The organism is Lysinibacillus piscis, assembly GCF_026012395.1.
Classification (GTDB): Bacteria; Bacillota; Bacilli; order Bacillales_A; family Planococcaceae; genus Lysinibacillus; species Lysinibacillus piscis.
This window is the reverse complement of sequence record NZ_BRZA01000002.1, coordinates 824,872-850,390: the sequence shown is the minus strand read 5'-3', so window position 1 is coordinate 850,390 and position 25,519 is coordinate 824,872. Positions and strand designations below refer to the sequence as shown.

At 37.7% G+C, this 25,519-nt stretch carries 30 protein-coding genes; 7 read left to right on the top strand and 23 right to left on the bottom strand.

Annotated elements, in window-relative coordinates; all coding sequences use genetic code 11:
- Positions 1-31 precede the first annotated feature (31 nt).
- From OPF91_RS10765 to OPF91_RS10750, 4 genes are all read right to left on the bottom strand, one after another.
- On the bottom strand, positions 32-421 hold the full coding sequence (locus OPF91_RS10765; RefSeq protein ID WP_264988753.1) for a hypothetical protein: 390 nt from the start codon (positions 419-421) through the stop codon (positions 32-34).
- Positions 418-624, bottom strand: a complete 207-nt coding sequence (locus tag OPF91_RS10760; RefSeq protein ID WP_264988752.1) for a helix-turn-helix transcriptional regulator — start codon at positions 622-624, stop codon at positions 418-420. The genes OPF91_RS10765 and OPF91_RS10760 overlap by 4 nt, the downstream gene beginning before the upstream one ends.
- Positions 625-777: 153 nt before the next feature.
- A complete protein-coding gene (locus tag OPF91_RS10755; protein WP_264988751.1) occupies positions 778-1,695 on the bottom strand; it encodes an exopolyphosphatase in 918 nt (305 codons plus the stop codon).
- A gap of 66 nt (positions 1,696-1,761) precedes the next feature.
- Positions 1,762-3,192 (bottom strand): aminotransferase-like domain-containing protein, encoded by a 1,431-nt coding sequence (locus OPF91_RS10750; RefSeq protein ID WP_264988750.1) that lies wholly within the window; start codon positions 3,190-3,192, stop codon positions 1,762-1,764.
- Positions 3,193-3,292: 100 nt separating this feature from the next.
- Here OPF91_RS10750 and OPF91_RS10745 point away from each other — a divergent pair, with 100 nt between their 5' ends.
- On the top strand, positions 3,293-3,895 hold the full coding sequence (locus tag OPF91_RS10745; RefSeq protein WP_264988749.1) for a LysE/ArgO family amino acid transporter: 603 nt from the start codon (positions 3,293-3,295) through the stop codon (positions 3,893-3,895).
- A 35-nt stretch (positions 3,896-3,930) separates the two neighbouring features.
- Here OPF91_RS10745 and OPF91_RS10740 read toward each other — a convergent pair whose 3' ends face one another.
- From OPF91_RS10740 to OPF91_RS10730, 3 genes are read right to left on the bottom strand one after another with little or no spacing between them, the layout of a single operon-like run.
- The gene (locus OPF91_RS10740; protein ID WP_264988748.1) at positions 3,931-4,911 is read right to left on the bottom strand and encodes a DUF3221 domain-containing protein; all 981 of its coding nucleotides are present in this window, start codon (positions 4,909-4,911) and stop codon (positions 3,931-3,933) included.
- A complete protein-coding gene (locus OPF91_RS10735) occupies positions 4,904-5,413 on the bottom strand; it encodes a sigma-70 family RNA polymerase sigma factor (RefSeq protein ID WP_264989144.1) in 510 nt (169 codons plus the stop codon). The genes OPF91_RS10740 and OPF91_RS10735 overlap by 8 nt, the downstream gene beginning before the upstream one ends.
- Positions 5,414-5,453: 40 nt before the next feature.
- Positions 5,454-5,885, bottom strand: coding sequence for an Lrp/AsnC family transcriptional regulator (locus OPF91_RS10730; protein ID WP_264988747.1), 432 nt, complete (start codon positions 5,883-5,885; stop codon positions 5,454-5,456).
- Between the two features lie 138 nt (positions 5,886-6,023).
- Between OPF91_RS10730 and OPF91_RS10725 the strand changes: the two genes are divergently transcribed.
- Complete coding sequence (locus tag OPF91_RS10725; protein WP_264988746.1) at positions 6,024-6,608, top strand: DJ-1/PfpI family protein; 585 nt, start codon at positions 6,024-6,026, stop codon at positions 6,606-6,608.
- Between the two features lie 57 nt (positions 6,609-6,665).
- Here the strand turns inward: OPF91_RS10725 and OPF91_RS10720 are convergent, their stop codons facing one another.
- Both OPF91_RS10720 and OPF91_RS10715 read right to left on the bottom strand, forming a co-directional pair.
- Entirely contained in the window at positions 6,666-8,117 is a 1,452-nt protein-coding gene (locus tag OPF91_RS10720; protein WP_264988745.1) for an S-layer homology domain-containing protein, read from the bottom strand.
- 112 nt (positions 8,118-8,229) lie between these two features.
- Entirely contained in the window at positions 8,230-9,219 is a 990-nt protein-coding gene (locus OPF91_RS10715) for a glycerophosphodiester phosphodiesterase family protein (RefSeq protein ID WP_264988744.1), read from the bottom strand.
- Positions 9,220-9,355: 136 nt separating this feature from the next.
- On the opposite strand from OPF91_RS10715, the gene OPF91_RS10710 reads away from it, so the two are divergent.
- Positions 9,356-9,700, top strand: a complete 345-nt coding sequence (locus OPF91_RS10710) for a hypothetical protein (RefSeq protein ID WP_264988743.1) — start codon at positions 9,356-9,358, stop codon at positions 9,698-9,700.
- Positions 9,701-9,873: 173 nt separating this feature from the next.
- On the opposite strand, the gene acnA is transcribed toward OPF91_RS10710, so the two are convergent.
- Positions 9,874-12,579: an aconitate hydratase AcnA gene (acnA, locus tag OPF91_RS10705; protein WP_264988742.1), complete on the bottom strand. Its 2,706-nt coding sequence runs from the start codon at positions 12,577-12,579 to the stop codon at positions 9,874-9,876.
- Positions 12,580-12,998: 419 nt separating this feature from the next.
- On the opposite strand from acnA, the gene OPF91_RS10700 reads away from it, so the two are divergent.
- A complete protein-coding gene (locus tag OPF91_RS10700; protein ID WP_264988741.1) occupies positions 12,999-13,148 on the top strand; it encodes a YjcZ family sporulation protein in 150 nt (49 codons plus the stop codon).
- A 259-nt stretch (positions 13,149-13,407) separates the two neighbouring features.
- On the opposite strand, the gene OPF91_RS10695 is transcribed toward OPF91_RS10700, so the two are convergent.
- The 7 genes from OPF91_RS10695 to OPF91_RS10665 all read right to left on the bottom strand — a co-directional run bounded on the left by OPF91_RS10695 (position 13,408) and on the right by OPF91_RS10665 (position 17,246).
- Positions 13,408-13,683 (bottom strand): YolD-like family protein, encoded by a 276-nt coding sequence (locus tag OPF91_RS10695; RefSeq protein WP_264988740.1) that lies wholly within the window; start codon positions 13,681-13,683, stop codon positions 13,408-13,410.
- Between the two features lie 14 nt (positions 13,684-13,697).
- Entirely contained in the window at positions 13,698-13,922 is a 225-nt protein-coding gene (locus tag OPF91_RS10690) for a transcriptional regulator (protein ID WP_373877043.1), read from the bottom strand.
- Positions 13,923-14,153: 231 nt separating this feature from the next.
- Positions 14,154-14,564: a YkvA family protein gene (locus OPF91_RS10685; RefSeq protein WP_264988739.1), complete on the bottom strand. Its 411-nt coding sequence runs from the start codon at positions 14,562-14,564 to the stop codon at positions 14,154-14,156.
- A 198-nt stretch (positions 14,565-14,762) separates the two neighbouring features.
- Positions 14,763-15,230 (bottom strand): GNAT family N-acetyltransferase, encoded by a 468-nt coding sequence (locus OPF91_RS10680; RefSeq protein WP_264988738.1) that lies wholly within the window; start codon positions 15,228-15,230, stop codon positions 14,763-14,765.
- 92 nt (positions 15,231-15,322) lie between these two features.
- Positions 15,323-15,478 carry a hypothetical protein gene (locus OPF91_RS10675; protein ID WP_264988737.1) on the bottom strand — a complete coding sequence of 52 codons (156 nt, stop codon included), beginning with the start codon at positions 15,476-15,478 and terminating at the stop codon, positions 15,323-15,325.
- Positions 15,479-15,550: 72 nt separating this feature from the next.
- A complete protein-coding gene (locus OPF91_RS10670; RefSeq protein WP_264988736.1) occupies positions 15,551-15,754 on the bottom strand; it encodes a hypothetical protein in 204 nt (67 codons plus the stop codon).
- A 16-nt stretch (positions 15,755-15,770) separates the two neighbouring features.
- Positions 15,771-17,246: a methyl-accepting chemotaxis protein gene (locus OPF91_RS10665; RefSeq protein WP_264988735.1), complete on the bottom strand. Its 1,476-nt coding sequence runs from the start codon at positions 17,244-17,246 to the stop codon at positions 15,771-15,773.
- Between the two features lie 311 nt (positions 17,247-17,557).
- Here OPF91_RS10665 and OPF91_RS10660 point away from each other — a divergent pair, with 311 nt between their 5' ends.
- The 3 genes from OPF91_RS10660 to OPF91_RS10650 all read left to right on the top strand — a co-directional run bounded on the left by OPF91_RS10660 (position 17,558) and on the right by OPF91_RS10650 (position 19,109).
- On the top strand, positions 17,558-18,589 hold the full coding sequence (locus OPF91_RS10660) for a DUF418 domain-containing protein (protein WP_264988734.1): 1,032 nt from the start codon (positions 17,558-17,560) through the stop codon (positions 18,587-18,589).
- A gap of 52 nt (positions 18,590-18,641) precedes the next feature.
- On the top strand, positions 18,642-18,860 hold the full coding sequence (locus OPF91_RS10655) for a hypothetical protein (protein WP_264988733.1): 219 nt from the start codon (positions 18,642-18,644) through the stop codon (positions 18,858-18,860).
- Between the two features lie 141 nt (positions 18,861-19,001).
- Entirely contained in the window at positions 19,002-19,109 is a 108-nt protein-coding gene (locus OPF91_RS10650) for a YjcZ family sporulation protein (RefSeq protein ID WP_264988732.1), read from the top strand.
- Positions 19,110-19,712: 603 nt separating this feature from the next.
- Here OPF91_RS10650 and OPF91_RS10645 read toward each other — a convergent pair.
- The 6 genes from OPF91_RS10645 to OPF91_RS10620 form a co-directional block, all read right to left on the bottom strand.
- The gene (locus tag OPF91_RS10645) at positions 19,713-20,918 is read right to left on the bottom strand and encodes an EAL domain-containing protein (RefSeq protein WP_264988731.1); all 1,206 of its coding nucleotides are present in this window, start codon (positions 20,916-20,918) and stop codon (positions 19,713-19,715) included.
- Positions 20,919-21,086: 168 nt separating this feature from the next.
- Positions 21,087-22,190 (bottom strand): TFIIB-type zinc ribbon-containing protein, encoded by a 1,104-nt coding sequence (locus tag OPF91_RS10640; protein ID WP_264988730.1) that lies wholly within the window; start codon positions 22,188-22,190, stop codon positions 21,087-21,089.
- 12 nt (positions 22,191-22,202) lie between these two features.
- Positions 22,203-23,528 carry an SPFH domain-containing protein gene (locus tag OPF91_RS10635; RefSeq protein WP_264988729.1) on the bottom strand — a complete coding sequence of 442 codons (1,326 nt, stop codon included), beginning with the start codon at positions 23,526-23,528 and terminating at the stop codon, positions 22,203-22,205.
- Positions 23,529-23,830: 302 nt separating this feature from the next.
- Positions 23,831-23,956 carry a hypothetical protein gene (locus tag OPF91_RS10630; protein ID WP_264988728.1) on the bottom strand — a complete coding sequence of 42 codons (126 nt, stop codon included), beginning with the start codon at positions 23,954-23,956 and terminating at the stop codon, positions 23,831-23,833.
- A 79-nt stretch (positions 23,957-24,035) separates the two neighbouring features.
- Entirely contained in the window at positions 24,036-24,410 is a 375-nt protein-coding gene (locus OPF91_RS10625; protein ID WP_264988727.1) for a DUF423 domain-containing protein, read from the bottom strand.
- Positions 24,407-24,835 (bottom strand): acyl-CoA thioesterase, encoded by a 429-nt coding sequence (locus OPF91_RS10620; RefSeq protein WP_264988726.1) that lies wholly within the window; start codon positions 24,833-24,835, stop codon positions 24,407-24,409. Before OPF91_RS10620 ends, OPF91_RS10625 begins: the two co-directional genes overlap by 4 nt.
- Positions 24,836-25,519: the final 684 nt, after the last annotated feature.

The window sequence follows — 25,519 nt, the reverse complement described above, 5'->3', positions numbered from 1 at the left end:
GAATATTGCGTTTTCACAACATTTCTGCCTTTTAACGATATTTTTTCGCCATAACAAATTCTACAAATGGTAAAGTAATCAATGCAAGCCCTAATATACTTACCAAAAAGATATTCATTGTACCATTGACCATTTTATCGGCTACTACTGCTAGCATAATAAAAGCGATTAGCAAAAAGTAACTGATTTTCGAACTTTTCTCTATAATTCTTTGACCAAGCTCTTCTTCCGCTAATATACCATCCTTATCTTCTTTACTACCCCAAGTAAGCATAGAGAAAAATAGCATCAATAATCCAGCAATGCTGATAATTTCATTGAAGCCCACTTCTCTGCCTGTTATTCCTTTAAAAATAGCATAACCAATTACAAGCAAAGTAGCTATAGCAATACTCATCGCCATCCATATACGTATTTTCATTGTTGGGCCTCCTCATCATTTGCAAATAAATTGTCTACTGTTGTGCCTAGAATGTTTGCAAGGTTAAAAGCTAATTGTAAGCTAGGATCATATTTAGCATTTTCAATCGCGTTAATCGTTTGTCTACTGACATGACATAAATCCGCCAATTCCCCCTGCGAAATCCCCTTTTTTTCACGATATTCTTTGATGTTATTTTGCATACAATCAACACCTTTAATGAAAGTGAATGTAAAACATATTTTACATCTTTATTATAAAAAAGAAATAGATTGCCTGTCAAATATCTTTTACAAGTAAAGTGCTCTTATATAAAACAAAAAATCGAGCATGTCCCATGAACATGCTCAATTCCTTTATGCTTGCTTAAAGTTCGCTACAATTTCTTCAATCACTGTATTCGCATTGTCATATGGTACTTGGCATGTACCAGCCGCTTCATGGCCGCCACCACCATGTGCACGCATTAAATGCCCCACATGTGTTGTGCATGTTTTATTAATAATGCTGTAGCCACATGCAATTGCACAGTTTTTTTTACGGAAGCCATCTACAATCCATAGCGATACATTTTGCTCTGGATAAAGTGCATAAATCATAAAACGATTACCTGGATAAATCGTTTCTACATCACGTAAATCGGTAATAATCACATTACCATCTATGCGTGTATGTGTTTTTAACATCTCTACAAACAGTTCATTTAATTCATAGTAACGTTTGACACGCTCCTGTACATCCTCGTCCTGAAGAATTTCTTCCACTGTATGCGTTGCACAAAGTTCTACCAGTTTTTCCATCAACTGATAGTTACTAATGCGGTAGTCACGATAACGTCCAAGCCCTGTACGTGCATCCATAATAAAGGAAATCAAATCCCAGCCTGTCGGATTTAAAATATCTTCTTTAGAGAAATGTGCTGCATCTGCCTTGTCTACACCACGCATAATATCATCAAGTGCTACACCAAATTTATCACGACCACCGAAATAGTCGTAGACAACACGTGCTGCACTGTCTGCAATACGTACTTCTCCTTCAAATTGGAAATTCTCCTCTTGAGAACGACGCAATTCACTTGCATGGTGATCAAACCACATACCACAGCCTGCCATATATGGAACATTCGTTAAAATATCATTTTTCGTAATGTCCACTTTACCATCCTGCATATCCTTTGGATGCACAAACAGCATATCATCAATCATATTTAACTTGTTTAATAGAACGGCTGTCACTAAGCCATCAAAATCAGATCTCGTTACTAAACGCATACAATTCAACCCCTTATACTCATCAACTATACGCTAATTGTATCATTTTCAAGCAGGACTGAATAGCTAGAAATTATGCGCTGTCACACAATCATATAAAATTTGAAGTCCCTTTTGTAACTCATCATATGTTGCGTACGCATAAGATAAGCGAATATGATGCATATCTTGTGGCTGATAAATATAGCCAGGGTTTAATAAGACATTGTGCTGTAATAACGCCATAAATAAGGGTTTTCGTACAATGGGTTGATGAAATTTCAGCCAAATATAAAAGCCGCCCTTTGATGATTGCCATGAAGCGATAGAATGAAATTTTGCTTGCAATAGGCTCTCGACATATATGGCTCGCTGCTGTAATTGTTGACGGAGGTTCATCAAATGTTGCTCATATTTACCTGATTGAAGCCAATATCTCACTATTTCTTGGGAAATGGCACTGGAACCGTAGTCCGTTTGCATTTTAATATCTGCTAGACGTGTGATAACAGTTGTTGGACCGATAATCCAGCCAATTCTAAGACCTGGGCTTAATGTTTTTGAAACACTGCCAATATAAAGAACTTGCCCACTTACATCCATTGCCTTTATCGGTGTGGAATCTCCAGCAAATAAGAGCTCATGGTATACATCATCCTCAATAATGGGAATACGTGATTGTTGGCAAGCCTCATATACTTGCTTTTTTTCTGCCATTGTCCAAACAGCACCAGTTGGGTTATGCAATGTTGGAATAGCATAAAAAATCGCTTGTCGCTTCCGTTTTTGTTGAGCCAATGTGGTTGCCAGTTCAGATGTACGCTGTACGGCTACCATTTGCATCCCGATTGACTGAAAGGGCTGTATTGAATGTAAATAAGAGGATTTTTCGTGAAAAACAATGGCCCCTTGTTCTAATGTGCCCATTGCAATGAGCTGAAGTGCCTGCAATGCTCCTGACACAATACAAATATTTTCGGGCTGTGCATGAATGCCCCTTTTTTTCACATAGGCACAAATCGCCTGACGTAAAGCGAGGCTACCTTGTGGTGATGAATAGCCTAACACTTTAGGCTGTAAAGTAATTTGCTGTAAGGATGCTTCTATTTCGGCTGTTGGCAATAAACTCGGTGCAAGCTCACCCGTGCCTAATCGAATCATATCGTCACGTTGCTCATAGTCATTGATTAATTGAATCGTATAATCATTCGGTTTATGTAAGCTCGTTTCAATGGAATGTTGCCAATTCGGTTGGGTGCGTTGCAGCAAGGCATGCCATGATTTGGGGGCAACATAGACACCCGCACCAACTCTCGCTTCTAGCAACCCCATGCTCTTTAATTCCTCCATTGCTTGTTGAATGGTGCTACGATTAACACCAAATTGCATAGCCAAAGCTCTTTGCGTAGGAAGCTTTGTACCTGCTCCCCAGTCCCCCCTCTCGATATGTTCTACAACCCATGCAATAATTTGTTGCTGTAATGTTTGCTTCCCTTGTTTATTTGGTTGCCAGCTCATATGTAGCCTCCCTCAATTGGATGGCTAAAAAACCATCCAATTGGTCGTTTTCATTTAGTTATACCATAAGTAGAATAAAGAGAGAAAGGAGAGATACACATTGGAAGCATTTTTTCATGGGGTCATTTTAGCATTTGGACTTATTTTGCCATTAGGTGTACAAAATATCTTTGTTTTTTCACAAGGTGCTACACAGCCACAGCTGATGAAGGCATTTCCCGCCAGTATAACCGCTGCCCTTTGCGACACGCTCCTAATTGTATTAGCCGTCTTTGGTTTATCATTGATTGTGCTACAATTTGAATGGCTACGACTTCTGTTGATGGTGGGTGGTATCATCTTTTTACTTTATATGGGCTATACTATTTGGCGCTCGAATCCGTCATCTGTCGTAAATAGCGAGGCACTACCTGTAAAAAAACAAATCGTGTTCGCCCTGTCTGTGTCACTATTAAACCCTCATGCCATTTTAGATACAATTGGTGTCATTGGTACGAGTGCCCTGAAGTATAGTGGCATAGAACAGTTATTATTCACGATAGCCTGTATATGGATTTCATGGGGATGGTTTTTTGGCTTAGCCATTGCAGGAGCATCTTTAAAAAAGCTGGATGGTACAGGGAAATTAATGAACATGTTTAATAAATGCTCGGCACTTTTTATTTGGGCAACGGCTTTTTATTTGATGATTGGTTTAACATAAGCAAAAACGCCATCTCCAAATGGCGTTTTGCTGACTTATGGCGCTTCTTCAATAATTTTTATACTTTTCGTAGTTATTTCTTTATAATAGGCCACTTCACTATAGTCTACTTGGACACGATCACCAACAGACAAGGATTTTGGTGTATCTTTACGTTTGAAACGTACACCATTGCCACGTTTTGTAATCATTTCTTGTGTTGTGAGCTTGCCAATATCCTTAGCTAAGGCTCCTGGCACAACGACAAATTCTGTATCGGTCATTTCTACGACTAGTCCAAATACAGAGGAATGTGTGACTGCCTTCTCATTTGCATATGCCGTATATTCAGGAGGAATCGCATATTTCTCTGTTAAATAGGTATACTGTTTGTCATAATGTTGCTCTAAATATGCTCTCGCCTCTTGCAATCTTTTATATAGCGGCTGTTCTTGTGAATTTTTTAGGATAAATAATTCATAAGTTGCGTACTTATAAGCTAAATTATAGCCATACTCTTGCCAATACTGTTCCTCTGTTAGTTGTAATTTTTTCAACGCATAGATATACTCTTCAGACTGTTTCCATCGTGTTACTACTTCGTCAATCTGCTTTTGTGTAGGAACCATCCCTTTTGCCTGTGTATAGGCAAAAACAGATTCTACATTCATAAAGCCTAATTTTACATTTTTCTGTAACTCTTGTTCTCTCTGTGGATAGCTATTCTTTGGTACTTCTATCGTTTCTAAATTATGCTGTAATAGCTTTTCATCCAATACAGTTGGCACAGGCATGCTTGTTGTTTGTTCCTGTGCAGGTGACATCGGTATGCTCGCTGTTTGCCCTTGTTGCGGGATAGATTGGATGTAAATAAACAAACCAATACCACTTGTCAATATCACTGTGACAATAGGATATACCCAACGTCTTGTACTTTGCCGTTGCTCTCTCTTTTCTAGCTGCTGTACAACATTGCTCATCACACGCTGTTTGCTTTCTGTTAAATTGCGTAATACACGTATATCTGCTTTAGTCATGTAAAAGCACCTCCCACTCAATATCCTCAAGACTCGATTTCAGCAATTCTCGACCACGACGTAGCCTTGTTTTCACTGTGCTGTCAGGAATCATTAATAGTTCGGCAATCTTCGCAACAGGCATTTCCTCAAAGTAAAAATAAATCAAAACCTCTCGTTGCTTTAACGGTAGTGCAAGAATGGCATTTTCAATAATTGTTCGTTCATCCTGCTGGACAAGCATATCTCTCTTTATCACGACTTCCTTCGTAAAAATCTTTTGTTGCACTTGCATTTTACGATAAGTCCAGCTGCGTAAATAATCTTTACTGCGATTAACGACAAGTCTCGATAAGTACGCCTTTAATTCCCCTCGTTCCTCATAATTTTGCTGATTATCATAAAATTTAATAAAGACATCCTGCACAATATCCTCAGCCGCTTGCAAATCACGTACATAGTAAAAGGCAAGTCTTAGCAAGCGTTCTGTATGTAATGTCATGATGTTTTCAAGTTCTTCCATGCGCAATAACCTCTCCCCCTTTCTACACTATAAACGAGGCTCACTGTGAGAAGGTTTGGATAATTGTCTTATGATGGGAAGATAAAATAATATTTGTGGAAGGTGTACCATACGGCATCGCAGCATCGATAAATTGCTCTAACGTTTCGACAGAGTAGGTCGCAATTTTTACGATATAGCTAATCTCTCCTGCTACGCGATAGCATTCTAAGACATCTGGATGTGCATGACAAAACGCAGCTAGACTTTTACAATCAATAGACTTGAATAAAATCATTGCTTGGATAGTACGTTCCAGCTTTTTAAGATTGACTTTAGCATGATAGCCCTCAATAACGCCCTGCTCCTCTAGCTTTTTCACCCGTTCAATCACGGCTGGGGCAGATAAATGTACCTTTGTCGCCAATTCTTTCATTGAAACTTTCGCATGTTGTTGTAATTCCTTTAAAATTTCTGCATCAATATGATCCATTTGATTTCTCCTTTTTTAATTTGGTAAATAGCTCATGATTCCTTTGAAAATAAAGTAAATCTACTAAAATACATTATACAGCTTCTGTTAACACAAAGAAGCTTCTATTACAATGAAAGACAAGGAGGGAATAGAATGATGTCAAAAACTTTATTACTATTAGCGAATGGCTTTGAAGCGGTCGAGGCGAGTGTCTTTACAGATGTACTCGGCTGGAATAAATGGGAGGGAGATGGCTCTACAGAGGTAGTGACAGTAGGGCTACATGAAGAATTACAATGTACATGGAATTTCAAGGTCAAGCCAGAGAAGTTGCTACATGAGGTGACATTAGAGGACTTTGATGCACTTGCTATTCCTGGCGGCTTTGAGGAGGCAGGCTTTTATGTGGATGCATTCAGTGAGGATTTTCAAGCGGTGGTCCATCATTTTGACGCACAGAAGAAACCAATTGCCACGATTTGTGTAGCTTCATTAATTTTAGGGCATAGCGGTATCTTAAAAAACAAGCAGGCAATAACATATAATCATCCTACAAGTAAACGATTAACACAATTAGCAAGCTATGATGCGGTGATTATGAATGAACGGATTGTGCAAACAGGGCATATTGTAACCTCCTCTAATCCAGGAACAGCCTTTGATGTTGCCTTTCGTTTATTAGAAATATTGACCACTGTTACTAATACACAGAAAGTAAAGCGTTTGATGGGCTTTCAGTAATGATGGTAATGCCCTCGACTCTAAAAAGAAATCGAGGGCATTTATTTTGTATAGCCATTATTTTGCTTGTGGTTCTTCTGCTAAAGCATCCAAATCAATTTCCTTCGCATTTTTTAATACATCTTGTGGAATCGTAATCGTTGTCACTGCATCAAAATCATGATAGTTGATTGTTACTTGCTGCTGCAATTTCACTTTGTTACCCTCTACATTCATGTTTAAGGTCATATCAATCGCAATTTCTTCTACATTAAATGTCTCTTTATTAATAAGTAGTTTGTATGCGAGACCATCGAAGGACATATTGCCTAACTGTGCCTCCACATCAGCTCCCATATCGAAGTCCATTGACGTTAGCTGCTGTTTCACAAGCTCTGTGAATTTATCGCCAGCGCCCTTCAATGTTAATTCATAGCGGTTCGCTGTTTCTTGAATTGTCATATCTTCCGCAAATGATTGTAGCATAGCTAATTGCTCTGCCACATCTGTCTGCATACCTGTTTGACCTAGCATTTCATCAAAGAACTGGCTTGGGAGCTTCATCCACACCTTTTGATCCGCATCATACATATACATGCCATCTTTAGCCGTCATATACATTTTAATTGGCAAATCCATTGCTTCCCCAGTTGTCGGGTCTGTCATCGACATCGTTCCATCTGTAAAGAATTGCATTGGCTCTGTGACAATATCCATTGTCATTTTGCCTTTAGAATTAACGGTTGTCGTTTCTTTGCCATCATTCATCGTAATTGCTTGTGACATCGTCATCGTCGCTTTTACACTTTTCAATGTTTCTTGCTTTGCTAATGTTTTAGCAAATACTTCTTCTAATAACGCACTATCGTTTGTTGTAGCTGGTTGCTCTTGTGTTGGTTGTGGTACAGATTTCTCACCAGTTTCCTGTAATGCATTCACGATAAATGTCGCTAATTGACCTCGTGTCACATTTTTGCCTACACCAAATTCTGTTGCAGAAATACCCTTCGCAATGCCTGCTTCATGCAATGCTGTAACTGCATTGGCAAATGGACTGTCCTGTGGTACATCTGCAAATGGACTTTTCCCTTGTGCTGTTAAGCCTGTTGCTTGTGCGACCATCATTGCCATTTGCCCACGTGTAATCGTATCATCTGGACGGAATGTGTTATCCTCATAACCTTGTACAACGCCTAGATTTACGAGTGTAGCAATCGCCTTGTAGTACTGGTTAGATTTGTTTACGTCTTTGAAATTCATGTTTTGTGCATCTGTTGTTGTTAGTTGGAATGCACCAACAATCATTTTCGCCGCTTGCCCACGTGTTACATCCTGTGATGGCTTAAAGGTACCATCTGGAAAACCATTAATGATTCCTGCTGCCTGCAATGTTGAAATACCTTTAAAATGTGCATGATTTTCGCCCACATCTGAAAATGGACTAGCAGCTGATACAGGTGCTACTGCTAAAGCTGTTATCGTCACTGCTGCTGCCGTTGCTGTGTAAAGCTTATGTTTTTTCTTTGTCATTATTTTTTATCCCCCATTTATGTAAATTTTAAAAGGTTTACATTTCTATTTTACATAAATGAATGGGAGAGTGCTATAAATTTGGTAATTAATTCGATATTCGAAATAGAAGTTACTCATTTGTACGTGATTCTTTCACAATTGGTGCAATCAAATCTATTCGATTTGTCCAAATACCACCTGTATAGGAAGTAGGTAAACGCTCTAAATCTTGTAAGCTATCAAAGCCTTCAGACCATTTCCCATTGCCTGCAACCAAAATAACCCTCGTATCAGCCCCATCCATGCGATTCAAAAATTTATTAGGCCAGCCCCACAGCCATGGAGCAATATTTTCTGGAACATGAATTTGTGTATGATGACATGCTTTTGGTACATAGCCTGTCCAACCAAGTCCGATATATGGTAGCAAACAGCTTTTTAATGTTGCTTTCGACATCACAGGTATTTTGGGTAACACTGTCTTGAATGCTTGGATTGGCGCATCACCACCATACACCGTTAGCTGTCGTTGCTGTTGTACGGGTAAATGTGCAATAAGTTCAGCTAACTGTACACCTTCCTCTGCTTCATTACTTTTAATATGAATAAGGAATTGACCTTCTGGAAAATGGGTTAGCACCTCTGTTAAAGAAGGCATTAAGCCAACACCCTTTCCGCGAAAAGGATATGTCTTTCCGCCATCCGCTGTATAGCCATAGCCAATATCTACTTGTTTTAACTCCGCCATTGTATAAAGCTTGGGCTCACCTGTTGCATCTGTTCGACAATCCAATGTCCAATCATGAAATACTGCCAATTGCCCATCCTTTGTTGGACGCACATCCAACTCCACAACATTCGCCCCTGCTGTAAAGGCTGCCTTCATAGATGGAATCGTGTTTTCTAAATATGGATGCACTGGCTCATCAATATGTTCTGCCGTACAAGTATCCCCCTCTATTCCTACCATACTAAATGATTGGGCCATACCTCGATGCGCTAACAGTAAAGGTTCACTATGACGTGCTTTTGTTAAATCGGAACTATTATTCAAATATATGAAAATCGTTATTAACAGTATGATGATAATCATTCGTTTACGTATTTTTTTCCATTTCATCGAACAGTTCACCTTCCTTATTTCTTTCTGTTATAATTATAAAATATGCAATAGTAACTTTTCTACTCAATTACCATTAATCAACACACTAACCTTTTTCTTTTTTTATAAATTAAACAAAAGGAGGCTAAATCTAATGAGATTTTTGATTATTTTATTGAGCATTTTACTGCTATCAGCTTGTGAAGGAGAAACATTTGTATTTACTGGTGAAAGTGATAACTGGAAAATGAATTATGAGGTAGAAAAATCAAGAGAAGGCTGTCAACGAACTGCTGGTGCTATTAAATACATTGGTAAAGAGCCTATGCCAAAAATGATTGAAATTTCTTATGACAAAGCTTCTGGTAATAGCCCACTCGATCATAATGGTGTATACACATTAATGAACGGTTGTTCAAATGCTAGTGCAGATGAAGAACTTGAATTGACTATCAAATGGAATGATCAAACAGAAATAATCCCTTTAACTGTAAAATAGAACGAACCTTCAATCAGATTATTTGCCCCTGCTTCCATATGAGGATTAGACCTTCTGTTGTGAAATAGGGTTCATATAGTTTATTAATATGGAATACATGTATCAAACTAATGATTTGAGAATACATAAAACCAGCATGCTAGAAAAATCTAACATGCTGGTTTTCATTTTAATTATTCAGCTGCTTTTGCACGAAGAACCATTTGTAGGATACCACCATGACGGTAGTAATCTACTTCAACTTCTGAGTCAAAACGAGCCAATGCGTCGAATGTTTTCACAGAGCCGTCTTCTGCTTTTGCTGTTACTGTTAAAATATCACGTGGTTTTACATTGTCTGTAATGTTCACTGAGATTTCTTCTTTACCAGTTAAGCCTAAAGACTCCGCAGAATCACCATTTAAGAATTGTAATGGTAACACACCCATCATCACTAGGTTTGAACGGTGAATACGCTCATAGCTTTGTGCGATAACTGTTTTAATGCCTAGTAAGAATGTACCTTTCGCAGCCCAGTCACGTGAAGAACCCATACCGTAGTCATTACCTGCAAGTACTACTAAACCTGTGCCTTGCTCTTGGTATTTCATACATGCGTCATAGATATACTCTACGTCACCTGTTGGCCAGTAAGTTGTGAAACCACCTTCTGTACCTGGAGCTACTTGGTTACGAATACGGATGTTAGCAAATGTACCACGCATCATTACCTCATGGTTACCACGACGAGAACCATAAGAGTTGAAGTCACGAATAGCTACACCATTTTCGATTAAATATTTACCTGCTGGTGTATCTTTACCGATTGCACCTGCTGGCGAAATATGGTCAGTTGTAATAGAGTCACCGAACTTCGCTAAAATGCGTAAGTTGTCTAAGCTTTGAATAGCTTCTGGCTCTTTCGCAAGACCTTGGAAGAATGGTGGGTTTTGGATATATGTTGATTTGTCATCAAATGTGTATAGAGACTCAGTTGATGTCACAATTTCATTCCATTTTTCATTCGCTGTGAATACAGTTTCATATTCTTTTTGGAATAGCTCACGGTTAACAACAGTGTTTAATACTGCGTTTACTTCGTCAGTTGATGGCCAAATATCAGCGAAGAATACATCATTACCATCTTTATCTTTACCGAATGAATCTTTTTGTAAGTCAATATCCACTGTACCAGCAAGTGCATAAGCAACAACAAGTGGTGGTGAAGCTAAGTAGTTTGCTTTTACAAGTGGGTGTACACGACCTTCAAAGTTACGGTTACCAGAAAGAACAGATGTTACAAATAAATCATTTGCTTTAATTGCGTCTTCGATTTCAGGTAGTAATGGACCTGAGTTACCGATACATGTTGTACAGCCGTAACCTACAGTGTTGAAGCCGATTTGGTCAAGATAATCTTGTAAACCTGAATCTTCAAGGTAACCAGTTACAACTTTAGAACCTGGTGCTAAAGAAGTTTTTACCCATTTTGGCACTGTTAGACCTTTTTCAACAGCTTTTTTCGCCACTAAGCCCGCAGCAATCAATACATAAGGGTTAGATGTATTTGTACAAGAAGTGATAGCAGCGATCGCTACAGCACCTGTTGGAATTTCTACATCACCTTCTGCAAATTTTGCTACAGATGTTTTTGCGAATTCATCCTCTGTTAAACCGAAGCCTTGTGTACCTTGTGGCGCTACAACTGCTTCTTTATAACGTGTACGCATTTGAGATAGTGGAATCAAATCTTGTGGACGCTTTGGACCAGAAAGGTTTGGTTCGATTTCTGCTAAGTTTACTTCTAATACATCTGTGTAAACTGGCTCTAATGTTGGATCAAAGAACATATGGTTAGCTTTTAAGTAAGCTTCGACCACTGCGATTTGCTCCTCATCACGACCAGTTAAACGCATGTAGTTTAATGATTCTTCATCAATAGCGAAGAAACCACATGTAGCACCATATTCAGGCGCCATGTTTGAGATTGTTGCACGGTCAGCTAATGGTAATTTAGATACGCCAGGTCCGAAGAACTCAACGAATTTACCAACTACACCACGTTGACGTAATACTTGTGTTACTTTTAATGCTAAGTCAGTTGCTGTTGTACCGTTTGGCAGGTCACCAACTAATTTAACACCGATAACTTCTGGAATTGGGAAGTATGAAGGCTGTCCAAGCATACCCGCTTCTGCCTCGATACCACCAACGCCCCATCCAAGAACACCAAGACCGTTAATCATTGTTGTATGTGAGTCAGTACCTACTACTGAATCAGGGAATGTTTCGAATGTACCATCTGCATTTTCGTTTACGTGTACAACTGGTGCTAAATACTCTAAGTTTACTTGGTGAACGATACCTGTTGCTGGTGGTACAGCACGGAAGTTGTTATAAGCTGTTTGTGCCCATTTTAAGAAATTGTAACGCTCTGCATTACGTTCAAATTCAAGGTCCATGTTCGCTTGTAAAGCTGCTGCATTTCCGTATTTATCAACTTGTACAGAGTGGTCAATTACAAGGTCAACTGGAATAGCAGGGTTGATTTTACTTGGGTCGCCGCCCATTTCCTTCATTGCTGAACGAAGAGATGCAAGGTCAACTACTACTGGTACACCTGTAAAGTCTTGTAATACAACACGAGAAGGCTTGAATGGTACTTCTGCTTCTGGGTCAGCACCGTTACCCCATTTTGCTAATTCGTTTACATGTTCTTCTTTAATCACATATGCATCATATTGACGTAAAACAGATTCTAATAATACTTTAATTGAATAAGGAAGGTTTGAAATTTTTGCAACGCCTGCTTTTTCAATCGCAGCTAAATCATAATAATTATACGTTTTACCATTGACTTCGAATGACGCACGACTGTTGTGTAAATTACCTTGTGTCATTTGAGATTCCCCCTACTGTCTATTTGAAAAGGTTTAACAAAAGCATCTTTTCTCCAATTCCTATGATAACGTATTTATATTCATAAGTAAATTACATTAATATTATCCTTTTTCATAAGTTTTGCTTATGACCTTGCTATCCATCCTCCTATTTTTAATTTTGAGGTTGTTGTCATAGCAAGGTTTTGTTTTAAGGTATGTTTTTATACCTATGTATTTAAGTGTACCTCAATCATACATAATAATGATAAATTTCATCCCATACATATAATGGTAGCAACAGAAATCTTATCAAAACAGAAAATGATTCATTTTAAACGATGACTAACTTTCTTTTATTGGCATTTTGTTGCATAGTTCAAAACCCCACCTCTTCTCTACAACTAACATATTATATATTATAGAAAGGAGGCATACTTATGGGATATTATGGCGGAAATGTTGGTGGTATTAATAACTGTGGCTGTAACAGCGGCAGTTATGGTAATGGTTCATCATTTGCCTTAATTGTTGTTCTATTTATACTTTTAATTATTGTTGGCGCTACTTTCATGAATAGAGAGTGTTAACATTTTCAATTCAAGGGTCACTCTCAGCATGGTGACCCTTTTATCGTTACTTTTGTCATTGTGCGCAATTCATTTTCATCGATTACATCCCAAAATATGAAGAATGATTTCGATGATACGTTTTGTTTAAGATCTTGCTGTTCATCATCATGTTATTCATTTTGATATTGTTGTCATAGAAAGGCTTTGTTTCAAGGAGATATTTATAACTACCTACTTGAAATGTTCTCGAAAATAAAATGAATCACCTTCTATTTAATTAATCATCCATATGTGACACACTTAAAATATCAAGAAAATGTATTTTGTAGATATTGGAGTATTTATCTTGAATATGAATTAATTTCGTATTTGCATCCATTTTAACAACTACGCCAGTTAGCAGTTCATCCTTTTTATAGATGGCAAAGTTTTTATATGCCTTTTCCTCCATTGCCTCTGTCAACACCGTTGCAAGTTCCTCTAGCTCAAATTCATCACGAGTTGGATGCTTAGGTTCTTTTTTTTTCGATGTCGTTTCTTTTTTATCTACCATTGTTCTCTTCCTTCCTATATAATGCTTCGATCTTTTTTATTCACTGGAATGATGGCTAGAACATTGCTGGTAATAAATGTGCGTTTTGCCCGCCTCTCGAAACAAAATGCTTGAAACATATCTCCAGCTATTTTAACGACTTTCACCCGACGCTTAGATATTTTCCCGTCCTTCGCCATATACATCATATGAACCAATTGACCACGCTGCATCGCTTTCATTAATTGCTCTTTCATCATTCCACACCTCTCAAAAAGAACATTTGTTTCTATAATTTTAGAACAAACATTCCTTTTTATCAAGTGGAATTTTTAGAAAATAGACGTACTGTGATTTCTTTGATCTCTAGTGCTGTTATCACGAATTCAATTATCCTTCAAACTCCCTAAAAATCTTCTTAAATAAATGTGAATTTGTATGTACATACTGTTATAAATAAAAGGAGCAATCATCCTTTCAGACGAGTGCTCCTATACTAATTGATCATCGATGTCTGAAGTATCAACATCTTCTCCAAACCAATCTGTTAATTTTGCCTTGGCTTGCTGTTTAATATCTTCGTCAATATACATAGCCACTCGTACTAAGGCTGCTACTAATGCGCCGATATCATCTGCATAGCCTACTCCAACAGCCATATCAGGAATTAAATCAAAAGGAAAGATAAAATACCCGAGTGCCCCGATAATAATGACTTTATCTTTCTTTGGTACTTCCTCTTTTTGCAAGACAAAATATAAAATGAGTACCGCATAGACAACAGAAGAGCCTGCTTTTTTAGCATATTTTTTGATTTTTGCCCATAATTTATCCTCTGAATAATGTGTATCGTGTTGTTGCATAATTTCATTATCAATGGATTCTTGCCGTTTTTCCACCATCTCAAATTCCCCCTCTATATATCTACTATATATGATTTTAAGAATAGTGACAAAAAAAGAGAGTTCTTCATAAATGCTTTCTATCCTATAACAATTTAAACTAAAGGTGAAATTTAGATTAAATCGATTTTTAGGCATTTAATTACATTTAAAAAGAATTAATAAAGCTGCATAATTTTTATTAGGCCAAAGTCTCCATCAGTTCAACAACTTCTTTAAATCAATTCTTGTGTAGGTTTTACTATAGGTCGTACCATCATCATGATAGAATATAGCATGTTTTAAATATGGAATAGAGATAGGTTCGTAACCATGTTTACTAATTAACTTTATCATTTTGGGGTTTTCAATTGGATCAACACTCACAAATATCTCAGAATGACCTAAATCCCTTGCAATATTTTCTCTATACCGAATTAAATCTGAACCTATACCATTCCCTCGATAATCCGCTTTTACATATAAATCACTTAGTTTAGGAAGCAAAGTACCTTTTAATTTAAGAACTCCAAAGCCAAATATACGTGAACCTTGTTCAGCAATTGCCAAATATATTTCCTTTTTTGCAGATTGCTTTAAATAATTTGTGAATAAATCTTTATTATTTCTAATATCACATAAAGCTGATAAGTCGTTTTCATTCGCTAATCTTATTATGTAGTGCATTGCTACTTCTCCTTTTTTACTTCACTACCCCATTAGTGCCATTTCCTAAAAAGAAACATGCTAGACTAAATCTAGCATGCGCATTTGTTCTATTATTTATTTTTGTTGCATGTGTTTTTTTCTGTAGGTGTATTCTGTTTTTGCTCCTTGGTCATCTGATTCTTATTACGCGTATCCAAATCATCTGGGCTTAGCTCTTGTCCGAACTCTTCACGTACATTCTTCTTAGACGATTTTTTCTCCACCATCCTCACCTCCATGTTTAGCGTATCCACTTCATCGCCTTTTATGCACAGTGGGCAAGGATAGTTAATTCAAATTTAATCACAAGAAGAGCTACTAGAGGAAGTATCTGTACAATCAGCTACTGAGGTATCCTGTTCAGCAACAAATGTGGTTGGTGGTAGCGTATCATTTGTATGTGATGTCTGTGAGTGTGAACTGCCTTGTTTCCCTGTTTTAATTTGACTACCTACAATACCTATGACTAATCCCCCAACAATTAGCATAATAAAAAACCCCATCTTTTCCCTCCTCTCATTATTTTTTAGCTGTAGCAAGCGTTTTTAGTGTATGACTTAATGTTTGTAGATGATTGGTTGTTTCCACAAGCCTATTTAACATCTGATTTTCATCTTCAACAGCATGAACAATTGCACTAGTAGAAATGGCATTATGCTCTGCCATATCATTTAACTTCTCCACCTGCTGTTGGATGTAATCAAATTGTGCAATAGCATTTGTTAATTCCTGCATACCACGTGTTAAATCTTGGTTGCTCTGTGTGAAAGTATTTTTTAAATGCTGGAAAAAATGGCTCACCTCTTGCAGAGATTGTTCTCCATGTGTTTGAGCTTGCTCACCTTCCTGTGAACGTTGTTGTGCCTCTGTTGATTTGGCGAATAAGCTTTGTGTTACCTGTGTAATATTCACTGTAATGGCCGCACTTTCCTCCGCTAATTTACGAACTTCCTCTGCTACAATCGCAAAGCCTTGACCATGTTCACCTGCTCGTGCCGCCTCAATCGCTGCATTCAATGCTAATAGATTGGTCTGTTCGGCAATATGTTGGATGCCAAGTAATAACTGGTCCACTGTTTGCAAACTATTCTGTAGTGCATTTACAGTACCCGCTGTAGCATGCATCGCTTGATTCATCACAGTCATTTGCATCATAGTGCTCTGCATTTTCTCCCAACCTGTCATGACCTCCTGTTGCAAATTCGTCGATTGTGCTACGGTATCTTTGGAAATAACCAATGTATCATTCACTAAATGCATGGATTCTGTCATCGCATTGTGAATAAACTGTAGACTTGAAGCCTCCTGTTGAATACTTGCTGAAATAGATTCGGAAGCCGTAACAATATCATGACTACCATTAGCTAACTGTGCCATTGTCTGCTGAAATTCTGTGACATGCACATCTAATGCTTGACTACTTGTCTCAATTTCATGAAACGTCTCCTGCAGTTGTTGAAAAGAATGCTGCACTTCAGCTTGTTGTTGACTAGCATGATGAATCAAGGCATTTCCCCAACGTGCAATTAAATAAAAGGCAATAATCACGCCGTTTAAAATGGATAACAGTGAGACAAATGTGATGGCTGTATTGAATGGTCCAAGTAAGCTATCAGGTCTTACAATATAAAGCATAATAAAGCCCATATTTACAAGAAATCCATACAAAACAATAAGTTTACTTTTAAAATACAGCGCAATAATAGCAACTGTACATAATAAAATATAATGTTTACTTAGTGAAAATTGGTCAATTATAAATAAGGTAAAGACAATTGTCGCAGGAATCATACCAAAAATAAAGCCTTTTATATAAGGCGATATTGGCAAAAAATAATTACCCACAGCTAATGCGACCACTGCAAGACCAACAACTAAAAATAATACCCCCCGTGAAACCACTAAAGGTCCACAAATAAGCATCGCTAAAATTAAAATAATGGCCAAATTGACACGATGAACCTTTTGTGTGTCATATTGAAATGTGACTCCCATCATACCCCTCCATAAAATGAATAGTGATTCATTTATTATACAAAAAAATGGCTATCATGTCATCCATTCAAATATAAAAATCACTTTATGTGGTAACAACACGATAATGCCTTTGCACCATTTTTCCATATTGCTTCGTGCTCACTAACGTTAACTGCTGAAATGGATGATATCAATATCATGGATAATATGGATTTTAGCCTACAATTTACAAGAAAATATTTACTGAACTAAATAGAACATAACAAATTTGTAATGTTTTTGTCCTATGTAACTTCTGTATACTTAATTTGTTAAGGAGGAGATTCGTGTTGCAACCAATTGAAAACAATCAACGCATTGATGTATTGGATTATTTGAGGGGATTCGCATTACTTGGGATTATTCTTGTCAATATTCCCGATCTATTGAGGCTCGATATACCAAAAACATCGACAGATATTATATATCATCACTTTTTATTGCTTTTTGTGGAGGGGAAATTTTTCACGATTTTTTCTTTTTTATTTGGTGTAGGCTTTTATATTTTTATCTCTCGTGCAAAAGCCCAACAAAAGCGAGCCTATTTATTATTCACTAATCGCTTAATGCTTTTACTCGTGATGGGGATTATACACACTTTCTTCAATTCAGGGGAAGCCTTAAAATTTTATGCAATCTATGGCTTATTCGCATTGCCTTTTTACAAAGTACGAAAAGAAATCAATTTAGTGATCAGTTTGATTTTATTAGCTTTAACTGCTTACTTCGGTATAAAAGCTGCCATGCCCCTACCGCTCATCTTACTAGGCTTAACGGCTGGACAGTATCACATTTTTGAAAAAATAGCAGAACATCGTCAAAAAATTAGGCAATTCACTATTGTGATGTTTGGCATAAGTATTGTAGGTTTGCTCTATCAATGGCAGTACGTGCCAGAAGGGAATGTTCAATTTAATGAGCTATCTGAGCAAGCGTTAGCTCAACATGTGACCAATGTTCAGCAATTCAGCTTAATTGGCTTACAAATCAGTCCTTTTGTGTCAGCATTTTATGTAGGTTTGCTTATGTTATTGCTGCAGTACCCGTTTGTCAAAATCGCTCTTTCACCGTTACAAGCATATGGGCAAATGGCGTTAACTAATTATTTAGGACAGACCGCACTTATTTTATTAATTGGCCATCAATTCGACCTCATGAATACGACTGCATACATTCATACATTATGGATTTGTATCGGTATTTATATCGTCCAATTGCTCTTTAGTAAGCTGTGGCTCACCTATTGCCGTTTCGGTCCAATGGAATGGCTATGGCGAATGGGAACATATTGGTCCATTCCACCATTTTTGGCTAAACGTTAAGCACCCATCTACCATTTATGGCATATGATGCTATAGTATGGAGGGGGATTGGATGGGGCAACCAAAACCAGAAAATCAAGCGGCCAAGTTAGCCGTGATTGGTACTGCTTTGACAACACTTGGTGATGCGATTGCAACGATAGCAGCCGTCATGGCTTTAGAGGAGGTACAGCAAGACGAAGAAAATAATCAACGCGATATGTTAAATTTACAGAAGCAAATTGATGCACTAGCATTAGAAATTAAACAAATTAAAAGAATGCTTCGTTAAAAATCTGGGTACATGGCGAATGTACCTGGATTTTTTATTTTTGAGAATGTCGCCTTATACAAAATCTTGTTATTTAAGATGAATACCCTTTAACTTTCCACTGCTATACATATTATAGATTGTAGAAAGGAGGGATATTCTATGGGATACTATGGTAATAATAACAATGGCTACAGCGGTTCATCATTCGTGCTAATTGTTGTACTATTTATTCTTCTGATTATTGTTGGCGCATCTTTCTTGTATTAAGCTAAAAGCATCAGTTGCTGTCTATAAATAATATCACTTCATTGTCAGAGTCATTTTTTCTTGATAGATAGTTATCGCACTTCCTATTAGCAGCCATTCATATTGTATAGAAGGAAAATTAGTATACCTCAACCTTAATACTATAGCAATGACTCTAATGGCGAGTTTCTACTAAACATTATCTATTGTCGTGTCCTACAAGTTTAATACTCTCACTTCTACTATTTAGAATGATATCCCTTTCCCTTCTAACCATTATTAAGGGTTACGCTTCTCATGGTAACCCTTTCAACTTTTTTTCTAACATCATTCTCTATTTGATGGAATCTGCAAAGCACCTCTATAACAGGAACAAATTCAATGTAAAAAGGACACGCCTATTGACGTATCCTTTGCAATCCCGAACATTTTATATTTTATAGAATAATGGACCTTTTAATTGATACAAAATTCATTGGCGATACACCGGAAATGGTAACGAGGGCATATGCTCACTCTCTTACTGATGAGAATCGAAAACACTCCTTCAATTAAGTTTAAATAAATTTGGGGTACAAGTATCATTTATACCCCACAACCCTTGATATATAAGCATTTGTCCGATTATCTAAAAATACCATGCTCATACAAATAGTCATATGATAAGTCAATAAACAAGTATTCGTGCTCATTGATTGCGGTCGAGAAGGTGCGTGTAATTTCTCCTGTTTCAATATCTCGATACAGTTCTGAAATTTCACCACTTTGGTCGTTACGCATTTTTATAATCGTTTGCAGGAAATATGGACGCCAGCTCCAGTTTTTATTAATTGCTTGAGGCTGTAATTCCCATCGATTGTCTTTACGCATAATATTGGGTGTTAGCTGGAAACCATCCTCATTACAAATATAGAGGCGGAATGAGCAGTCTTCCAATTGCTGTGCCAGCTGCAGTAAATTGGACAAATCATCACTCGATGGTTTTACTCGCTGAATCTTGTTTTCTAGCTTTTCACGTAATTTTTTCAATTCCATATATTGTGCCTCTAGCATTTTCTTTTCAGAGACAATGAATTTCTGGCATTCTTCCTTAAAACGTTCTTTCAAAATATCTTTTTCAATAAATGCTTGATTCGTATTCGCTAAATAGGGACCTTGATAAAAACGTCCACCATTTTTCCATGCAAATTGCAATTGATAGACTGTTTCAATGCCTTCAAATAAAAGATTTGCCCCGATTTTATGGGCTAGACTACCAATGGCGGAAATCATATCTGCTTGTGCTGACCAAGAGTTATAGTTGAGCTCATGGATATTGACCTTTAAAATTTGCGGCTCTAATAAGGCAATACGCTCTAAATGACTTTCCGCTCCAACCCCCTGTAATGCCACCTTCACTCCAAAAGTTGTAAAATAGCGCAGTGCATGATGTAAGCGGTCAACATCACCCCTAAAATGATGCTCAGCAATGACCAATACAACACGGCTCAAATGCTTCTCTGGAATATAATGTTGAATAATCGTGAAATGACTCTCTCCAAAGTCTTGCATCAATAGATTTGGATTACTTGGAATATAAATATCTACATCGGAAACAATTTGGCTGACTTGTGCTAATGTCGCATGTAAAATTTTATGTTCCATATCAATGCGATACTCTTCTGGAATATCCTCATTATTTAAAAAATCGTCTAAATGGATTTGTTGCTCACCCATTTGCAATCGTCCAGATACCTCATAGCCAATCACTGTGTGCGCATCTGCACTAAAAATGGGTTGAAAATACCCATGTATTTGATCTAAATTTGTTAATACTTCCATCGCGTCCATCGCTGAACCTCCTATACAGGAATCATCCACATACTGTTAACTGTATCATAATTCGTTTATCCCGAATTCGCAACACATGACACCTCTCTATTTACTATATGCCACTTTCTTTGTGACAGCTATGATAAAAGCAGTATCCCATTTTAATGGAATACTGCCATAGCTCTCTTAATTTGTATTGAGGAAATACCAAACACAGGCGATAACCATCAATGATAATAAGACCGCAATGGTTACACGAAGTGGCGAAATCGGTGCATCTCCACCAACTCGTCCTGTTTGTCCGTTGACCATAAAACGATAAATTTTTTCTTTATAGCGGAATGAAGAAAGCCAAATCGGCAACATCAAATATTTGTAGGTAATATTATCATGTGTCGTAGAAAAGCGTAAATTCGACACCACATCCGCTCGTTTTTCACGGCGAATTCGCTCTGTAATTTGCGCATGTAAATGATTGTTAATATCTTGCTGTGCCTGCTTCCAACCATCTTGTAAGCCAATACTATAACGCTCCGATAAAAAGCCTGCGACATATTCAGGTTTATAGCCTTTATTATTCAATAAATTAAAAGGTTCAATTTTACGCATCATATTTCGATCATAGCGTGTTGTAGCACTAACTAACTGGTCATCAATAAACTCCTGATAAAAGCCACTTGTTGAATACCAATCTGTTTCTGTGCGTGTTTTACCATCCTTATCTGTCACAGTGCGGTGACGACCATAGCGAGCGGAATATTGCGAGCTTGTTTTTGTATCGAATGTCCAGTATGGTAGATAGACGCCTTTAAAAGCGTCTGGCTTGGCACTATTTTTCGCTGCTCTCGGTGTAAACCAGCGCCCGTTAATCCACTTTTGGAAGTTTGCTCCTGCTTGCTTCGCTGTGACCTCAAAGCTACAAACGCCATTCGGTGCTAGTGTATTAACAGCACTTGCCTCCATAACTTGGTTAGAGCCACAATAGGGACAGCTATCTGCTACTTGTAAGGCATCATAAATCGTTTCTGCTGCACAGGCTTTACAAATCACTGTTTTTTTCTCTACACCCCAGTTGAAGTTGCCGCGTTGCTCAGCTTTAGCAAAGTCCATTTCCTGTGCCACTTTGTCTTCTTCTTTTTCTGGTGCTGCAATTTCTGTTTCATAGCCACAATAAGGACAAGATAATTTACCACTTGCTGGATTAAATTCAATCGAAGCACTACATGATGGACATTCGGCATCAAATTCTAATTTGGCTTCTTCCACATGCTCCATATCTTGTGTTGCCATATAGCATTCCTCCTATTTGACATCGTGTGCATCGAATACATCGCCACACTCAGGACAGAATTTAGGTGGTGTTGCTGGGTTTTCAGGCTCCCATCCACATTTATCACAAGCATATTGCATGGCACCCTCTGGCTTTTTCCCACCACATTCACTACAGAACTTTCCTTTATTCACTGCACCACATGCACATGTCCAGCCTTCCTCAGCAGGTTTGGATGCGCCACATTCTGCACAGAATTTCCCTGTGTTGTCATGACCACATGCACATTTCCATGTATTTGGTGATGGAGCTGTTTGTTGTGGTGCTTGCTGTGCCATTTGCACTTGTTTGTTTTGCTCATTCATTTGGAATAATTGACTAGCATTAACGCCACCTGCTTGATTCGCCATGTTCAGCCCCATAAAGCCTGTCATTGCGCCACCTTCATTATTTGCCGCCGCAATCATTGCATCTGCTTGTGCCCCTGTTAAATGGGCTGCTGCCATACCAGGATCACGCATAACGGCATTGCGTTGTAGCTGCTTAATCATCGCTTCATCTTCTTCAGATGCTTTTAATGAACTAATGCCAAAAGAAACAACCGCAATGCCTCGTGTCGCCAGCCATTTTTCAGATAATACTTTATTCAAAGCATCAGCAATGGCCATCGTATGCGCAGGAATTTCACTATAGCGTACACCGCTCGCTGAAATTTGCGCAAAGGCAGGCTGTAATGCAGTCATTAGCTCTGTTTTTAATTGGCTATCAATCGTATCACGTGTAAATTCACGCTCCACGTTGCCACTAACATTTGTATAGAATAATAGTGGGTCTACAATTTTATAAGAATATTCACCATGACAACGAATCGCAATATCAATATCTAGTCCAATATTACGATCAATGACACGGAATGGGATTGGTGCAGGTGTGCCATATTTATTACCCACGATTTCTTTTTTATTGAAATAATAAACACGTTGGTCTTTGCCAGGTTCACCGCCAAATGTAAAGCGTTTGCCAATTTGCTTAAATGTTTCTTTAATACTACTTGCTAAATCACCAGAGAAAATAGATGGCTCTGTCGATGTATCATAGACGTATTCACCAGCTTCCGCAGAAAATTCTACGACCTTGCCTTGCTCCACAATCATCATACATTGCCCTTCATTAATCGCAATAATAGAGCCATTACTAATAATATTGTCATTGCCTTTATTCGTACCCTTTTTAGAAGTACGTTTTAAGCCCTTTGTCACAAGCACATCGGCTGACAAAGAATCACAATAAAAATATTCACGCCATTGATCCTCTAATACCCCTGTTAAAGCACCATATCCTGCTTTTAATAAACCCATACCAAATCCCCACTTTCACCAATTATTATTTTCATTATAATGTACTATATGTCAAATGCTCAATCGGTTTTATCGCCACTTATATGAATTGCATACGATAGTAATCTACATCTCGTACAGTTTCGATATCGGTTACGGTGATTGTTTTGCTAGAAATGCGCTTTTTCGGCAGACTTCCCTTCACCAACCAAAAAAACAAGTAATTCTACTCTATCCTCTACATGTATATAGGAATGAATATAATGCGTGAATAGCCCAGCATTCCATTGTCCATCGATACAATACACATGTATAAAGTTAGTTCATAAGGTGGATTGCCCCATCGAATAATATGTAATTTGTAAAGGCGCTTCAGCTTCAGCATATACAACCAGTGCTACATCATCTTTCTTCTGTAAAGCATGATTTTTTCGGATTAAGCTTTCCATTCTTTGCCTTTCATTGTCACAAATCCTCTATCATCGGCTTCCTACAATGAACGAGCTGCTACCAATACAAAATATCATGTCATTGTAATATCTCAACAGCCACTAGTACCCATGCTACAATAAAGAGCATGCCGCCAATTGGTGTAATCGCTCCTAATTTTTTAATACCTGTTACAGCTAATACATATAAACTACCTGAAAAAAAGACAATACCTGCAAACATCAAATAGCCTGCCCACGCAAATAATGAAGAAGCCCCCCATAATGCTTCATTGGCTAAAATGCCTATACCAATCAATCCCAATGCGTGATACATATGGTATTGCACAGCCGTTTCCCAAATAGCGGCATAGCGTGGTTCTGTAAATTTATCTTTTAAAGCGTGTGCCCCAAATGCTCCTAATACAACAGCTAAAGCTGCTAAAATCGCTCCAAGCCCTGTAAATAATGTCATGCCTCGTCTCTCCTCATTACTTCTTTATATTTCGCATCCCAAGCAGGATCTACCTTACTTAAAGAAACAGGGCGCAATGTATCCTTGTGCGCTAAAATATGAACAGAATGAGCCGTTGCTGCGACAGTACCATCCTCATGTAAAATTTCATAGCCATAAGTTGTACGCAAACGGTCATGCTTGTCAATCCATGTCCTTACTGTTGCTATTTGCCCATAATGCATGGCTGCCTTATAAGAAATAGATAAATCCATCACTGGTGACACATAGCCTTCTTGCTCTAAGGCTGCATACTGAAAGCCTAAATCACGGATTAACTGTGTCCGCCCAATTTCTAGCCAGATGACATAATTTGCGTGGTAGACAACACCCATCTGGTCTGTCTCTGCATAACGTATTTCAATTTGTTTTTCACTTACAAACATATTCTTCACCTCGGTTACTATCATACCTTGTTGTGTAGACGTTTGTCAGTATTGAAGTATTATTTTAGAATGATTGTTTTTATTAGGTTTTAGGCGTATGTTGTGGAATTTTTCACCAATCTATTTTTTATTGATGTCCATAGGAATGTATAGAAATGTTTCAATTTGGGGTACAGTACCTACTTTTTGCTGTATCGCTTTCATTAGTAACTCACGCTAATCATCTATTATGACTTTGTTTGTACATAATTAACAAATCCAAAACAGACATTTCAGCAATAGCCTCTGAAAAATCCAAAGCATAATCTCTATCTCTAATGTAGCATGTTCAAATTATTGTTTACTCAATATAACCTCTCATTTAGTTGAAAATTAATTGTCTTTACTACTTTCATCAAGTTTTTTTGAACAATAGTAACATAAAAAACCAGAAATTAAAGAAATAAGAAAAGGAATGATTGCAATTAAGGGCATTACAATTGTCCAATAGAGTAAATATGCACTTATTGCAAATATAAACCAACTGATTATATGTAGAAAACTTGATAGAAACTCTTTAAATGCCAGCAAGATGTCTGCCTCCCTCCCAATATCTTAGTCTATTAGAATTATGCTAGGAAATTCGGCACATTTCTACTTTATTTGTTCAACAGTTCAACAAATTAAATTTTCTATATATCTCCT

Coding starts and splice junctions, on each gene's coding strand:
- OPF91_RS10740 (WP_264988748.1), bottom strand. CDS start 4,911: ATGACTAAAGCAGATATACGTGTATTACGCAATTTAACAGAAAGCAAA.
- OPF91_RS10620 (WP_264988726.1), bottom strand. CDS start 24,835: ATGTTTGTAAGTGAAAAACAAATTGAAATACGTTATGCAGAGACAGAC.
- acnA (WP_264988742.1), bottom strand. CDS start 12,579: ATGACACAAGGTAATTTACACAACAGTCGTGCGTCATTCGAAGTCAAT.
- OPF91_RS10625 (WP_264988727.1), bottom strand. CDS start 24,410: ATGACATTATTTACAGGGCTTGGAGCGATTTTAGCAGCTTTAGCTGTT.
- OPF91_RS10635 (WP_264988729.1), bottom strand. CDS start 23,528: ATGGGTTTATTAAAAGCAGGATATGGTGCTTTAACAGGGGTATTAGAG.
- OPF91_RS10685 (WP_264988739.1), bottom strand. CDS start 14,564: ATGGTGGAAAAACGGCAAGAATCCATTGATAATGAAATTATGCAACAA.
- OPF91_RS10755 (WP_264988751.1), bottom strand. CDS start 1,695: ATGCGTTTAGTAACGAGATCTGATTTTGATGGCTTAGTGACAGCCGTT.
- OPF91_RS10720 (WP_264988745.1), bottom strand. CDS start 8,117: ATGACAAAGAAAAAACATAAGCTTTACACAGCAACGGCAGCAGCAGTG.
- OPF91_RS10700 (WP_264988741.1), top strand. CDS start 12,999: ATGGGATATTATGGCGGAAATGTTGGTGGTATTAATAACTGTGGCTGT.
- OPF91_RS10630 (WP_264988728.1), bottom strand. CDS start 23,956: ATGGAAAGCTTAATCCGAAAAAATCATGCTTTACAGAAGAAAGATGAT.
- OPF91_RS10650 (WP_264988732.1), top strand. CDS start 19,002: ATGGGATACTATGGTAATAATAACAATGGCTACAGCGGTTCATCATTC.
- OPF91_RS10645 (WP_264988731.1), bottom strand. CDS start 20,918: ATGGACGCGATGGAAGTATTAACAAATTTAGATCAAATACATGGGTAT.
- OPF91_RS10710 (WP_264988743.1), top strand. CDS start 9,356: ATGAGATTTTTGATTATTTTATTGAGCATTTTACTGCTATCAGCTTGT.
- OPF91_RS10715 (WP_264988744.1), bottom strand. CDS start 9,219: ATGAAATGGAAAAAAATACGTAAACGAATGATTATCATCATACTGTTA.
- OPF91_RS10765 (WP_264988753.1), bottom strand. CDS start 421: ATGAAAATACGTATATGGATGGCGATGAGTATTGCTATAGCTACTTTG.
- OPF91_RS10665 (WP_264988735.1), bottom strand. CDS start 17,246: ATGGGAGTCACATTTCAATATGACACACAAAAGGTTCATCGTGTCAAT.
- OPF91_RS10725 (WP_264988746.1), top strand. CDS start 6,024: ATGTCAAAAACTTTATTACTATTAGCGAATGGCTTTGAAGCGGTCGAG.
- OPF91_RS10750 (WP_264988750.1), bottom strand. CDS start 3,192: ATGAGCTGGCAACCAAATAAACAAGGGAAGCAAACATTACAGCAACAA.
- OPF91_RS10670 (WP_264988736.1), bottom strand. CDS start 15,754: ATGGGGTTTTTTATTATGCTAATTGTTGGGGGATTAGTCATAGGTATT.
- OPF91_RS10695 (WP_264988740.1), bottom strand. CDS start 13,683: ATGGTAGATAAAAAAGAAACGACATCGAAAAAAAAAGAACCTAAGCAT.
- OPF91_RS10655 (WP_264988733.1), top strand. CDS start 18,642: ATGGGGCAACCAAAACCAGAAAATCAAGCGGCCAAGTTAGCCGTGATT.
- OPF91_RS10690 (WP_373877043.1), bottom strand. CDS start 13,922: ATGATGAAAGAGCAATTAATGAAAGCGATGCAGCGTGGTCAATTGGTT.
- OPF91_RS10730 (WP_264988747.1), bottom strand. CDS start 5,885: ATGGATCATATTGATGCAGAAATTTTAAAGGAATTACAACAACATGCG.
- OPF91_RS10640 (WP_264988730.1), bottom strand. CDS start 22,190: ATGGCAACACAAGATATGGAGCATGTGGAAGAAGCCAAATTAGAATTT.
- OPF91_RS10675 (WP_264988737.1), bottom strand. CDS start 15,478: ATGGTGGAGAAAAAATCGTCTAAGAAGAATGTACGTGAAGAGTTCGGA.
- OPF91_RS10680 (WP_264988738.1), bottom strand. CDS start 15,230: ATGCACTACATAATAAGATTAGCGAATGAAAACGACTTATCAGCTTTA.
- OPF91_RS10735 (WP_264989144.1), bottom strand. CDS start 5,413: ATGGAAGAACTTGAAAACATCATGACATTACATACAGAACGCTTGCTA.
- OPF91_RS10760 (WP_264988752.1), bottom strand. CDS start 624: ATGCAAAATAACATCAAAGAATATCGTGAAAAAAAGGGGATTTCGCAG.